This window comes from Streptomyces tricolor (genome assembly GCF_002155905.1).
Classification (GTDB): Bacteria; Actinomycetota; Actinomycetes; order Streptomycetales; family Streptomycetaceae; genus Streptomyces; species Streptomyces tricolor.
The window spans coordinates 1-12577 of the sequence record NZ_MUMF01000271.1; the positions used below are offsets into that span (position 1 = coordinate 1).

The 12577-nt window shown below is 73.7% G+C and carries 11 protein-coding genes and 2 pseudogenes; 6 read left to right on the forward strand and 7 right to left on the reverse strand.

The genetic code is table 11. The annotated features are described in order from the left end of the window. The first annotated feature begins 34 nt into the window (after positions 1-34). From CCN44_RS20155 to CCN44_RS20170, 4 genes are all read left to right on the forward strand, one after another. Positions 35-739 (forward strand): SDR family oxidoreductase, encoded by a 705-nt coding sequence (locus tag CCN44_RS20155; protein ID WP_059247131.1) that lies wholly within the window; start codon positions 35-37, stop codon positions 737-739. Positions 740-1137: 398 nt separating this feature from the next. Continuing rightward, positions 1138-1461, forward strand: a complete 324-nt coding sequence (locus tag CCN44_RS20160; protein WP_143649873.1) for an SGNH/GDSL hydrolase family protein — start codon at positions 1138-1140, stop codon at positions 1459-1461. Positions 1462-1856: 395 nt separating this feature from the next. Beyond that, on the forward strand, positions 1857-2240 hold the full coding sequence (locus tag CCN44_RS20165; RefSeq protein WP_086698481.1) for a hypothetical protein: 384 nt from the start codon (positions 1857-1859) through the stop codon (positions 2238-2240). A 139-nt stretch (positions 2241-2379) separates the two neighbouring features. After that, the gene (locus tag CCN44_RS20170; RefSeq protein WP_167404010.1) at positions 2380-3984 is read left to right on the forward strand and encodes an ABC-F family ATP-binding cassette domain-containing protein; all 1605 of its coding nucleotides are present in this window, start codon (positions 2380-2382) and stop codon (positions 3982-3984) included. A 109-nt stretch (positions 3985-4093) separates the two neighbouring features. On the opposite strand, the pseudogene CCN44_RS20175 reads toward CCN44_RS20170, so the two are convergent. Beyond that, positions 4094-4308, reverse strand: a pseudogene (locus CCN44_RS20175) (short-chain dehydrogenase); the annotation flags it as partial. Between CCN44_RS20175 and CCN44_RS45110 the strand changes: the two are divergent. Beyond that, entirely contained in the window at positions 4241-4537 is a 297-nt protein-coding gene (locus CCN44_RS45110) for a hypothetical protein (RefSeq protein WP_086698482.1), read from the forward strand. The pseudogene CCN44_RS20175 and the gene CCN44_RS45110 sit on opposite strands and share 68 nt — an antisense overlap. A gap of 82 nt (positions 4538-4619) precedes the next feature. Further along, a complete protein-coding gene (locus CCN44_RS20185) occupies positions 4620-6071 on the forward strand; it encodes a WGR domain-containing protein (protein ID WP_086698483.1) in 1452 nt (483 codons plus the stop codon). 57 nt (positions 6072-6128) lie between these two features. Here CCN44_RS20185 and CCN44_RS20190 read toward each other — a convergent pair whose 3' ends face one another. From CCN44_RS20190 to CCN44_RS20215, 6 genes and pseudogenes are all read right to left on the reverse strand, one after another. Beyond that, positions 6129-7460 carry a cation:proton antiporter domain-containing protein gene (locus CCN44_RS20190; RefSeq protein ID WP_059247135.1) on the reverse strand — a complete coding sequence of 444 codons (1332 nt, stop codon included), beginning with the start codon at positions 7458-7460 and terminating at the stop codon, positions 6129-6131. A gap of 1 nt (position 7461) precedes the next feature. Beyond that, entirely contained in the window at positions 7462-8802 is a 1341-nt protein-coding gene (locus CCN44_RS20195) for an MFS transporter (protein ID WP_143649875.1), read from the reverse strand. Positions 8803-8807: 5 nt separating this feature from the next. After that, positions 8808-10046, reverse strand: a complete 1239-nt coding sequence (locus CCN44_RS20200; protein ID WP_086698485.1) for an ATP-grasp domain-containing protein — start codon at positions 10044-10046, stop codon at positions 8808-8810. Next, positions 10043-11308 (reverse strand): ATP-grasp domain-containing protein, encoded by a 1266-nt coding sequence (locus CCN44_RS20205; protein WP_086698486.1) that lies wholly within the window; start codon positions 11306-11308, stop codon positions 10043-10045. Before CCN44_RS20205 ends, CCN44_RS20200 begins: the two co-directional genes overlap by 4 nt. A gap of 15 nt (positions 11309-11323) precedes the next feature. Next, the gene (locus tag CCN44_RS20210; protein WP_059247139.1) at positions 11324-12133 is read right to left on the reverse strand and encodes an SDR family NAD(P)-dependent oxidoreductase; all 810 of its coding nucleotides are present in this window, start codon (positions 12131-12133) and stop codon (positions 11324-11326) included. After that, positions 12126-12577, reverse strand: a pseudogene (locus CCN44_RS20215) (hypothetical protein); the annotation flags it as partial. The pseudogene CCN44_RS20215 and the gene CCN44_RS20210, both read right to left, overlap by 8 nt.

Genomic DNA, 12577 nt, shown 5'->3' on the forward strand with positions numbered 1-12577 from the left:
GGGAAACCGATCGGTTTCCCCTCTGGAGATGGACATGACGTCGATCAAGAACTCCGTCGCGCTGGTCACGGGCGGCAGCCGCGGCCTGGGCAAGGCGCTGGTGGAAGAGCTGTACGCACGCGGCGCCGCGAAGGTGTACGCCACGGCCCGCGACCCGCGCAGCGTCACGCACCCCGACGCCGTACCCCTCGCCCTGGAGGTCACCGACCCCCGGTCCGTCGAGGCCGCGGCGGCACAGGCCCAGGACGTCACCGTCCTGGTCAACAACGCCGGCATCCTGCTCGGCGCGCACTCCTTCCTCGACGCGGAGGTGGACGACGTACGCCGGGAGTTCGAGACGAACTTCTTCGGGCCGCTGCTCGTCACCAGGGCCTTCGTGCCGGTCATCGAGCGCAACGGAGGCGGGCACCTCCTGAACGTCCACTCCGTGCTCTCCTGGCTCGGTGTCGCCGGCTCCTACAGCGCCACCAAGGCGGCCCTGTGGTCCCAGACCAACTCGCTGCGCCTGGAGCTGAAGCCGCGTGGCATCGGGGTCACCGGGCTGCACGTCGGCTACGTCGACACCGACATGGCCGCACACGTGGACGCTCCCAAGTCCGCCCCGCGGGACGTCGCCGCGCTCGCGCTCGACGGCGTCGAGTCCGGGGCGCACGAGGTGCTGGCGGACGACTTCAGCCGACAGGTCAAGGCGGGGCTCTCCGGGGAGCTGACGGCGCTGTATCCGCAGCTGGCGGCCTAGGCGCCCGGGGCGGACCCCTGCGAGCCGGGCGGCGACCCGGCTCGGCGGCGGCGGTGCGGGAGGGCGCGTATGTGCGCTGCTCCTGGGGCCTCCTGGCGGTCGGATCGAACGGGGGACCGCCGCGCCCTCCGTCCGTGTGGACCGCCGCGGCCCGGTGCGGAAGCGGTGGCAGCGACGGGCATGCCCGTCGGTGACAGCGCCGCGCCGCCCCACGCCCGTGGGGGTCCCACGTCCGTGGGGGCCCACGTCCGTCGGGAGACGTCATGGAACCCCGCCCCGCACCGCGAGGGAGCACCAAATAGGACGCCGCCCGGGTCCCCGAGGCCCGGGCGGCGACGGCAGCGGACGGTCCGCTCGGCGGGGGAGCCTCGGACACCCCGCCCCGTACCGTGCGGATCATGCCGCTCGGCGACTCGATCACCGTGGGCGTGAACGGCACCGGCGTGGCCGGGTACCGCGCCGGACTCCTCGGTGGTCTCCACCGCCTCGGCCACGACATCGACTTCTTCGGACCGATCGTCAACGCCTTCGAACAGCAAGGGGATCCCGGCTACGCCGCGATCTCCGGCATCACCGTCCAGGGGCTCGCCGCGCTGCTGCCGCAGTGGGTCCCGGCCGCCCGCCCGGACTGGGTGCTCCTCCACATCGGCGCGAACAACATGTACGGTCCCGACCACATCGCCGCCCCGAGCCACCAGTGCTCCTTCGTCGAGAGCCGCTGAGTCTGGCTCCCTCGGCCCGCATCCTGCTCGCCTCGATCATTCCCTCCCGGGTGCCCGAGCGGCCGGCGCACATCGACGACTACAACCGCCACGTGCGCCGGATCGCCGAGGAAACCGGGGGCGGGACCCTGGTTTTCTTCGTGGACATGGCCCCGCGCTCCACGCCTCGCCGCAGGGCGGCGACGACCTCTCCGACCTCGTCCACCCCACGACCAGGGGTACGCCAAGACGGCGGCCGTCCGGCGGCACGCCCTCCACGCCCGGCTGCCCGCCCCCACGGCCGGGCCGATCCTCACCAGCAACCCGCACCTGCACAGACCCCATGGCTCTCGGACGCCGTCCAGCAGGCCCGCGGCAACGCTCCCGGCTACTTCCCGGGTTGGACGAACCAAGGGGTGAACGCCTGTCACGGGCGTCTCGCCGGTCCCGACAACGGCTCCCACGCGGTGGGCCTCTTCACCGGCGCCGGATTCCTCGGCATCTCCACCCGGCTCGCCACCACCGCCGGCCGCCCGGTCCGCGTCACCTTCCGCGCCCGTGCCAGCACCCTCGCGGGCGACTGTGGCCTGCGGCGAACCCGCCACCCCGGGAAGGATTTTCGGTGTCAGGCCGAGGGGCACCCCCTGGCCACCGTCATCGTCACCGACGACTGGCGCACCTGGACGTACGACTTCACGCCCACCGGCCCGGACACCGGGCTGCGCTTCACGCCGGGCCCCCGGGCCGGCTGCGGCGGCCCCCTGCTCACGGACGTGGTGGCCCGGGAGACCGGCTCGTGAGCGCCTCGGGAGAAAAATGGCATGCGCCGGCGCGGGTGACCGCGTTACCGTGACCGCATGTCTACGCCCCGAATTTCTTAGCTGAGGACCCGCTTCCCCGCCAGAAGTGTGTCCTTTTGCTTTTTCGGAGCGTTCAACAATGATCACCGTCCGTGATGCCGAGCTGCGCGCCGGCGCCCGCCTCCTGCTCTCCGGCGTCTCCTTCACCGTCTCCCCGGGAGACCGGATCGGCCTCGTGGGCCGCAACGGCGCCGGCAAGACCACCCTCATGACCGCCCTCGCCGGGCAGTCCAGGCCTGCCGCCGGCGTCGTCACCCGCACCGGCCCGGTCGGCTTCCTGGCCCAGGACTCGCGCGCCGCCGACCCGGCCGTGACCGTCACCGACCGGATCCTGTCCGCCCGCGGTCTCGACAGCGCGCTGCGCACCCTGCGCACGGCCGAGGCGGCGATGGCCGACGCCGCCGACGCGGCCTCGCTGGAACGGGCCATGCGCGCCTACGCCCGCGCCGAGGCCGCCTTCCAGGCAGGCGGAGGCTACGCCGCCGAGGCCGAGGCGGCCCGCGTCGCCGCCGGCCTCGGCCTGCCCGAACGCGTGCTGGGCGAGCCGGTGGGCGCCCTCTCCGGCGGGCAGAAGCGCCGCGTGGAGCTCGCCCGCATCCTCTTCGCCGGCACCGACCGCACCCTGCTGCTCGACGAGCCGACCAACCACCTCGACGCCGACTCGCTCACCTGGCTGCGCGGCTTCCTCCAGACCCACCAGGGCGGCCTGGTGGTGATCAGCCACGACACGGCCCTGCTCGCCGACGTTGTCAACCGCGTCTTCCACCTGGACGCCACCCGGGCCACCATCGACATCCACAACACGGACTGGCGGACGTACCTGAGCCGGCGGGACGCGGACGAGCGGCGCCGCACCCGGGAGCGGGCCAGCGCGGAACGCAAGGCCGCCGCCCTGCACGCCCAGGCCGACCGGATGAAGGCCCGCTCCGCCACCGCCACCATGGCCCGGAGCATGGTCCGGCGGGCCGACCGGATGCTGGCCGAACTGGAGCCGGCCCGGCGCACCGAGAAGACCGCCCGGATCCGGCTGCCCGAGCCCGCCCCCTGCGGACGCACCCCGCTCGGCGCGATCAGCCTCGCCAAGTCCTACGGCGGCCACCGCGTCCTCGACGGGGTGGACCTGGCGGTCGACCGGGGCAGCCGGCTGGTCGTGCTCGGCCTCAACGGCGCCGGCAAGACCACCCTGCTGCGCATCCTCGCCGGCGCCGAACGGCCCGACGGCGGACGCGTGGTGCACGGGCACGGGCTGCGCCTGGGCTACTTCGCCCAGGAGCACGACACGCTCGACACCGGGCGCACGGTGCTGGAGAACCTCGCCTTGGCCGCACCGCACCTGAGCCCGGGGGAGGCGCGGCGCGTCCTGGGCGCCTTCCTGTTCACCGGTGACGACGCCGACAAGCCCGCCGGTGTGCTGTCCGGCGGGGAGAAGACCCGGCTGGCCCTGGCCGGTCTGGTCCACTCCGGGGCGAACGTCCTGCTGCTGGACGAGCCCACCAACAACCTCGATCCGGCCTCCCGCGACGAGGTGCTGGCCGCGGTCGGCTCCTACCCCGGCGCCCTCGTGATGGTCACGCACGACGAGGGCGCCGTCGACGCGCTGCGACCGGACCGGGTCCTGCTCCTGCCGGACGCGGCCGAGGACCTGTGGAACGAGGACTACCGGGACCTGATCGCCCTGGCCTGACACCGGATCCCGCCCGGCCCGGCCTCCGCCGCGGGGGCCGGGCCGGTGGGGGAGTCCCGAGCGCCGAGGGTCACCGCGCGCTGATGAGCAGCCCGTTGTCCGCGAGGGATCAGAAATGGGTGCCGCCGTCGACACGGATCTCGGTGCCGGTGACGAACCCGCCGTCCCGTGAGCCGAGCATCGCGACGACGGACGCCACCGTCTCCGGCCGGCGCATCCGCGGCCGAGGGCGGGGGAGAGCTTCGCGAACAGACTCATGCCGGCGTCGGCGAGCAGCCCCGGCCCCCGGCTCTGCCCGCCGACGCCGCTGCCGTCGGTCATCCCGTCCGGGGAACGGCTCGCCCCGGTCGCCGCCCGGCCCGACGACGGGCGTCCGGAAGCATTGCGGGTACGCCTGGTCGCGACGGCTGCCACGGACGCGATCCGCATCGCGCTGGAGACCTGGGCCGCCACGGAGGCCGGCGTCACGGGCGAGGGCTCCCCGGCGGCCCTGGCCCTGCGGTGCCTGCGTCAGCTCCTGGGCGGGATGGGCTGGTCGCCGGGGCGCGGGTGATTGTCAGTGGGTCCCCTTACGGTGAGGAGCAGTTGAGGACCTGCTGGAACGGCTGCGGGTCCGTCCTGGGGAGGGGTGTGCCATGTCCACGGCGTCCACGGTGTCGACGACGTATCTGGAGCTGTCGCAGGAGGGCGGCGGCGCCCACAAGTTCTACGAAGTGACCGTCGACGGGCAGACGGTGACGGTGCGGTACGGCAGGATCGGCGCCGCCGGGCAGACCCAGACCACGACGTTCCCGACCGTGGAGAAGGCCCGGGCCGCAGCCGCCAAGAAGGTGGGGGAGAAGGTCCGCAAGGGATACGCCCCGGCCGTCCAGGGACAGCGCGCTCCGCGCCAGGTGACCCGCCGGCAGGTCAGCTCCGCCCCGTCCACCGCCCGGGCCGTGGCACCGATGCTGTGGCGGTTCCGCACCGGTTCCGCCGCGTTCGGCATCCACGTCGACGACGACCGCTGCTGGGTGGGCAACCAGGCCGGTGACGTCTACACCCTGGACCACGAGGGCGCCGTACTGGCCCGCTTCAGCCTGCCGGACGGGGTGAAGTGCCTGGTCGCCGACGACTTCTGGATCTACGCCGGCTGCGACGACGGGAAGGTCTACGACCTCTCCTCCAAACTCCCCTTCGCCGCCTACGACATCGCCGCCGACGTCGACATCTTCTGGCTGGACATCCACGAGGGCGTCCTGGACGTCTCCGACCGCGACGGCCGGCTCACGGTCATCGACCACGAGGACGAACACCAGTGGTCCCGCCGCAGCCAGGGCGAGCACGCCTGGATGGTCCGCGCCGACGACCGCGCCGTCTACCACGGCCACCACCGGGGCGTGACCGCCTACGCACCGGACGGCGGCGGCGAGCTGTGGCACACCCCCACCAAGGGCGGCGTGCTGTTCGGCTGGCAGGAACAGGACGCGGTGTACGCCGGCACCGCGCACCGCGTGGTCCAGCGGCTGTCCAAGCACACCGGCGCCGTCGAGGCGACGTACGCCTGCGACGCCCCCGTGTACTCGTGCGCCACCTCGCCCGGCGGCCGGTTCGTCTTCGCCGGGGACGCGGCCTCCTCCGTCTACTGCTTCGACCGGGACGGCCGGCGCCTGTGGAAGCTCGGCACGGGCAGCGGCTCGGCGCTGTCGATGCAGTACCGCGACGAGCGGCTGTACCTGGTCACCACCGACGGCTCGCTGGTCTGCGTCGACGCGAGCGAGGCGGCCATCTCGGCGGCCCAGCAGGGCACGGTGCCGGTGGTGCGCGACGTCAAGCTCGCCGCCGCCCTGCCGACCTACGCCCCGGCCACGGCCGCGGCCGCGGTGTCCACGGTCGACCGGGCGCCCGCCGGAGCGGTGGTGGTCGAGTGCGTCCAGGAGAGCGGCCGGCTGCGGGTGCATGTGGTCTCCGACGGCTACGACTCCTCGTGGAACGTCCAGTTCCCGCGCGCGATACGGGAACCCGGCGCCCGGTACGTCGTCGACGCCCTGCACCCGGCGGCGGGCGGCTTCTACCGCGTCCGCGGCGACATCCGCCGCCTGCTCTGACACCCCCCTCACCCCGGCGAGCGGGCGGCGGGTTCGCGGTGCCGGGCGCCCCGGCCGTCACCCCCGGACGGACGCGCCGACGGACGTGCCGAGGGTGTCGGACGGGTCGGCAGCGGCGGCGATCAGCTGCCGCTCGCTCGCCTCGGGGATGGCCCACCGGAAGAGCGGCAGGGCCATGCCGGTCGTCACCACGGCGACCAGCACCAGCAGGGAGAAGACGTCCCGCGAGATGATCCGCTCGGCCAGACCGACGTTGATGAAGATCAGGATCATCAGTCCCCGGGCGTTCATCAGGCCACCGACGGCCCATGACTCCCGCCAGCTGAAACCGATGCTCCGCATGGCGAGCGCGCACCCGGTGTACTTCCCGGCCACCGCCGCCGCCAGCATCAGCAGGAAGGCGAGCAGCATCGTCCACCCGGCGATCCCGTCGAGCTGGGTGTTGAGTCCGGAGAAGGTGAAGAAGGCCGGGAGCATCAGCACGCAGACCAGGTCCATCATGCGGTGGTGCAGCGCCGCGACGAACGCCGGGTTCTTCGGCATGGACAGCCCGGCGATGAACCCGCCGAAGACCGAGTAGACGCCGATCAGGTCCGTGAACCAGCCGGCGGCCAGGACGATGAGGAGGACGATGTACAGGTGGTCGAACCCGAACCGGCCGGTCCGCTCCACCCGCTCGCCCAGCGGCTTCAGGGCCCGCGCCACGAACACCAGCATCACCACGGAGAACAGGGCGGCGAGGACGATCGTCCCCAGCGCCTTGCCCAGGCCCTGGTTCCCGTGCAGCGCCGTCAGGACCGCCAGGAAGCACCAGGCGGCGGCGTCGTCCAGGGAGGCGCCCAGGAGGGACAGCCGGCCCAGGCGGGAGTTCTGCAGGTTCCGCTCGTACAGAATGCGGGCGAGCATCGGGAAGGCCGTGATCGACAGCGCCCCGCCCAGGAAGAGGCAGAACTCGCCCATGCCCACGTCGGACAGCGACATCTCGCCGTGCAGCACCGCGCCCACGCCCACCCCAAGGACCAGCGGCGCGCCTATGCCCGACAGGGCCAGGACGGCGGCTCTGCCGCCCTCCCGCGCGTCGGCGGCCTTGTGGCTGAAGCCCGACCCCACGAGGAACATGAAGAGCGTGAGACCCACCGTGCTCCACACGTAGAGGACCGACTTGACGTCGGCCGAGAACAGGGACGTCTGGCTCTGCGGCCAGAGCTTCCCCAGCACCGTGGGGCCCAGCAGGACACCGGCGACCATCTCGCCGAGCACGCGCGGCTGTTTCAGCGCCACGGCCAGCCGGCCGCACAGCCCGGACGCCGCCAGCACCAGCAGCACGGCCGGTAGGACATCCAGGAGCAGGGCCAGGTTCTTGTCCGTCGGCGTGTTGAAGAAGGACATCTCAGTTCTCCTCGTCGTGCCGGTGTCGTTGGGTCTCCCGGTCGCGCACGGCCCACCCGACGCTGCGGGGCGCCACCGCCCCCGCGGCCGCCAGCACGGCGCCGACCAGCAGCCAGGCGAGGGCACCGCGACTGACCACCAGGGCCACGACCAAGGGAGCGATGACCTGCTGCAGGCCCACGCTGAGCCAGAACAGGGAGACGTAGGCGGACTCCTGGCCCTTGCGGGCCAGGCCGTAGGACACCCCCCAGCCGCCGGCGGACTGCAGCAGCTCACCCGCCGTCAGAGCGACGGCCGAGGCGAGCAGTACCGCGACGGCCGGCACGGCCGGCAACCGGGGCACCGCGGCGAGCAGTACACAGCACCCGGCCAGGGCGAGCCCCGCGGTCCGCATCAGCCGCGCCGCGGTCGGCAGTTCCTCGGCCCCTCGGCTCGCCCGCACCTGGAACAGGACGGCCAGCACGGCGTTGAGGACCACCACCGCGGAGACCGTCGACCGGGGCGCCTGCGATTCCTGGGTCACCCACATCGGTATGCCGACGCTCAGCAGGGTGATGTGCATCGTCAACGCCCCGTTCAGCAGCGCGAGGACGACGTACGGGCGGTCCTTGAAGACGTCGAAGGACAGCGTCCGGCGCAGCCGGGAGGCGTCGGCCGTCGCCCCCGGCCGCAGCGGCAGCCGCCCGGCGATGACGGCCAGCCCCACGAACGAGGCGGCGTTGGCCAGGATGACCGCGGCGTAGCCCGACCAGTGGTCCACCAGGAGCGCGAGGCTGCCCAGCAGCGCGCCGCCCGCATAACCGCAGTTGCGCACCGCGCCCATGACCGCCATGGTGCGCACCCGGGCGTCCTCCGGCACGGCCATGCCGACCAGCACCTGCCCGAGCGGCGCGGCGGCCTTGTCGACCAGGCCCATGAGCACCATGAGCACCACGAAGGAGGTGAAGTCCGGAACGAACGGGTAGACGACGAAGCACGCCGCCCGCCACAGGGTCACCAGCACCAGAAGCCGTCGCGGCCCGAACCGGTCGGCGACCATCGCGACCGGCACCGTCGTCACGAGCCCCACGCCGGCCGCCAGGCTGAGGCCGACGGCGACCTGGGAGGCGGACAGCCCGACGCTGCGGGTGAGGAAGACCACCGAGACGGAGAGGAACGCTCCGGTCCCGGTGGCGTCGGCCAGGGCCATCGCCACCAGGCCGCGTTCGGCCCGTCCGGGCGGCCACAGGGCCGCCAGCCGCCGGCCGAGCCGCGCCCACGGCGTCGGCGCGGCCGGGCCGCCCGGCGCGCCGGCACCGCCCCCCGCTCCGGTCGGCTCGGCCGAGGTGTTCTTGCGCGCCATGGCCGTCACCGGGTCCGCACGCGGACCGAGGCGGCGGCGGCGACCGCCCGGCTGTTTGCCTCCTCGGGGTTCCGGCCGGTGGCCAGGGCGTAGCCGTACCGGTCCCAGGAGGACGACCACGGCCGGATCCGGTCGCCCTCGGCGACCGTCACCTGGAGACTGTGCACCCCCGGACGCTCCCGGGCCTCCGCCACGCCCTCCACGGACACCACCTCGCCGGGCGGCGCGGACATGAACCGGATGGCCGCCGCTCCCGCGGCCCGCTGCGGCAGCCGCGGGCGCCGCCCGGCCAGGATCTCGATCAGGGCCGGCCGGATCGCGGTCGCGTAGGCCAGGTCGAGCAGATCGGTCAGGCGGTCGCCCGGACACCGGCCGGCGCACTCGATCAGGACCAGCTCGCTCCCCGTCATGATCCACTCCGCGTGCAGGATCCCGGACCCGAACCCGGTCGCCTCGACGAGCCGGCGCATCGCGGTCCGCATGTCCTGCTCGGTCTCGGCGCTGACCGGGGCCGGCAGGACATGGCCGGACTCCACCGGATGCCGGCCGCCGATCACCGACTTCTCCGTGACGTTGAAGAACTCGACGCCGCCCTCGCGCACCAGGGCCTCGACGCTGTACTCGGTGCCGTACACCCGCTCCTCGGCGAGGAAGCGCCGGTCCAGCGGACGGTCGGGCGCGTGGCCGGGTTCGGCCGCCTCCAGCAGCGCCTGCCAGGCCCGTTCGGCCTCGGCGGGATCGCAGTGGTCGAGCAGCTGGACGCCGACGCTCGCCTGCCGGTCGGCGGGCTTGACGACCACGGGACCGGCCTGGGCGAACGCGACGATGTCCTCGGGGCCGCGGATCTCCCGCCAGCGGGGCGTCGGCATCCCGGCCCTGCCGGTCGCCTCCCGCAGCAGCAGCTTGTCCCGGAGGACGGCGGCGGCCCGGGAGGTGGCGCCCGGCAGACCGAGCTTCTCCGCGATCGCCGCGGCGGCCGGCACCGCGTACTCCAGGGCCGGTACCACCGCCTCGATCGGCCAGGACCGGTGCAGTTCGGTCGCGATGTCGACGCAGTCGCCGCCCTGCTGGTAGGTGGCCGGGAGCACCGCGCGCAGACAGGCCCGGCGCTCCGCCTCCCCCTCCAGGCCCCGGTGCCGGATGTTGTCGGGCTCCTCCAGCACCACGATGCTGCCGTCGGCGACGGCCCCCTCCACGGCGTCCAGGAAGACGGAGCCGAAGCCGACCATGAGAACGTGCGTCACCGGTGGGTCCCTTCGTGGTGCGATGGCCTGTCCTGCGGGCGGGCGGCCGGGTCGAGGCGCTGGAACTGGTCCCGTACGAAGGCCACGTTGGCGGCCACCCGCGCGTAGCCGTCCGCGCCGCTCGCCCGGAAGACGGCCCGCCCGGTACGCCAGTAGCCGAGGCGGATGCCCTCGTGCTGCCGCACCTTCGGCTGGGCCCGCGCGTCCAGACTGAGCGCCAGGACGGCGTCGGCGCAGGGGAAGTCGTACGAGTGCCAGCGGAACGGCGCGCCCGCCCAGCCGCCGAAGAACGCCACCCCGGCGGTGCCCGTGGCGCGCGGCACCTCGGGCAGCTCGCCGCGCAGGAGTGCCGTGAAGTACACGTCGTAGGCGCGGACGCCGTACGCCTCGGCCAGCAGCTGCACGATGCTGCCCCCGCCGAACCGGGTGTGCAGTTCCACCAGTTCGACCCGGCCGTCGTGCAGCATCAGTTCCGCGTGCAGCGCCGAGGTCCGGATCTTCAGGGCGGAGACGACGTCCTGCAGGTAGGCCCGCACCGGGTCCAGCCACCGCGCGGTGTGGCCGCTCGGCATGACATGGCCGACCTCGTAGTAGTGGGGGACACCGGTGTTGAACTTGTCGGTCAGGCCGAGGATCCGGACCTCGCCGTTCACACAGACCGCCTCGGCGCTGATCTCGTCGCCCGGGATCACCGACTCCACGATGAGGCGGTCGCGCCCGGACTCCGCGGCGGCGTCGGCGTCGTAGAAGTCCCTCAGGGCGTCCGCGTCCGAGGGGACGGCGATGTGCCGGACGCCGTGGCTGCCGGTGAAGGCCACGGGCTTCACCACGACCGGGAGATCCACCGACGCGAGCACCGCGGGCAGGTCTCGCAGGGACGTCTCCCGGCAGTCCACCGCGGTGAGTCCGGCGGCGCGCAGCAGCGAGCGGGTGCGGAACTTGTCCGTGACGGCGGCTTCCGTCTCCGCCGAGGTGCCCGGCAGAGCGAAGGCCTCGCGGACCCGCGCGGCGAGCACGGTGGTCAGTTCGGTGATGGAGACGACGTGGTCGGGCCGCGTGTCGCCGCAGGCGGCGAGGACCGCGGACACGCTCAGCTCCGCCACCGGGAGGTAGGTGCAGCCCTCGGGCCGCCGGATGGCGCCGAGCGCCCGCTCGGTGTCGGCGACGACCGGCCGGCCGCCGAGTGCGCGGACCGCCTCCACGGCGAGGGTCAGCTCGTCCTGGCTCCAGGGCAGTCCGACGATCAGTATCGATGCGCTCACGGAGGTTCCGGGATCCTAGGCGTTCTTGTCGGTCGTGGCGGTCGTGTCGGCGGGGTCGGCGGGTGGCCGCATGCGCAGCAGCCGCGCGTCTCCCGCCAGCCGCCCCACCAGGTCGTCGAGGTCGTCGGTGAGGTGGACGAAGCGCCCGTGCAGGGCGTCGTAGCGGCCGGAGAGCAGGTGCGCCAGCTTCTCCGCTGCGGCCTCCGGCGGTGACCAGGCGCTCTCGGGCAGGGCGTCGAGGTCGGGCCGTCCCGAGGTCATCTCGGTGCGCACCAGCCCGGGGCTCAGGTCGAACAGGGTCACCCCGGAGCCGCGGACCTCGTCGGCCAGGGCGTCGGTGAGACGCATCAGGCCGGCCTTGGAGACGCCGTAGGCCGAGCCGGCGCCGGACACCTTGGACCCCTGCAGCGAGTTGATGTTGACGATGTAACCGCTGCGGCGGGCGAGCATCCCGGGCAGCAGGGCCCGGCACAGCAGCGCGGGTCCCCGCAGGTTCGTCTCGATCACCTGCCACCAGTCGTCGGGGTCCCACTCGGCGAAGGGCTGCGGCCGGCTGGCGTAGCCCGCGTTGTTGACGAGCACGTCGACGTGCCCGAACGCGTCGAGGACCGTCGTACGGACCCGCTCCACGTCGTCGCGTCGGGTGATGTCCGCCGCGACCGTCAGGGCACGGCGGCCGAACCCCTCGACGAGCGCGGCCGTCTCCGCGAGCGGGCCCTCGGACCGGGCGACGAGCGCGAGGTCGTACCCGGACTTGGCGAGCCGCGCCGCGATGGCGCGGCCGATGCCCCGGCTGGCTCCCGTGACCACAGCGACGTCAGGCATGCTTGCTCCTTCGGTTTCCGGTGTCGTCCGGGAGACCGGACGACCAGATGCATTCCGCGTAGGCGGCGGCCTTCGTGGCGTAGCGGAGCGTGCCGTGGCTCGCCACCGTCCGCAGGTCGCGCCACCGCCGTTGCAGCTCGTCCTCCGCCGCCAGGCACTCGGTGCCGGCCGCCCGCAGGAGCCGGTCCACGGAGCTGAGCAGCAGTTCGGCCGCCTTCGCCGTGCTGCGTGCCTGGGCCGCCGCCCACAGGTCGCCGGCGGGCCGGTCCCCGGCCTCGTCGGCGGACCCGGCGACCCGTTCCAGCAGCAGCGCGGCCATCTCGATGTCGTCCACGGACCGCGACAGCGCGAGGTCGTAGCCGGCCCGCTCCAGGGCGGGGGTGGCTCCGCCGGCCGCGGCGAGCCGGCCGCGTATGCGCTCGGTCCACACCTGGGCCGCGCCGC

Coding starts and splice junctions, on each gene's coding strand:
- CCN44_RS20155 (WP_059247131.1), top strand. CDS start 35: ATGACGTCGATCAAGAACTCCGTCGCGCTGGTCACGGGCGGCAGCCGC.
- CCN44_RS20160 (WP_143649873.1), top strand. CDS start 1,138: ATGCCGCTCGGCGACTCGATCACCGTGGGCGTGAACGGCACCGGCGTG.
- CCN44_RS20170 (WP_167404010.1), top strand. CDS start 2,380: ATGATCACCGTCCGTGATGCCGAGCTGCGCGCCGGCGCCCGCCTCCTG.
- CCN44_RS45110 (WP_086698482.1), top strand. CDS start 4,241: ATGCCGGCGTCGGCGAGCAGCCCCGGCCCCCGGCTCTGCCCGCCGACG.
- CCN44_RS20185 (WP_086698483.1), top strand. CDS start 4,620: ATGTCCACGGCGTCCACGGTGTCGACGACGTATCTGGAGCTGTCGCAG.
- CCN44_RS20190 (WP_059247135.1), bottom strand. CDS start 7,460: ATGTCCTTCTTCAACACGCCGACGGACAAGAACCTGGCCCTGCTCCTG.
- CCN44_RS20195 (WP_143649875.1), bottom strand. CDS start 8,802: ATGGCGCGCAAGAACACCTCGGCCGAGCCGACCGGAGCGGGGGGCGGT.
- CCN44_RS20210 (WP_059247139.1), bottom strand. CDS start 12,133: ATGCCTGACGTCGCTGTGGTCACGGGAGCCAGCCGGGGCATCGGCCGC.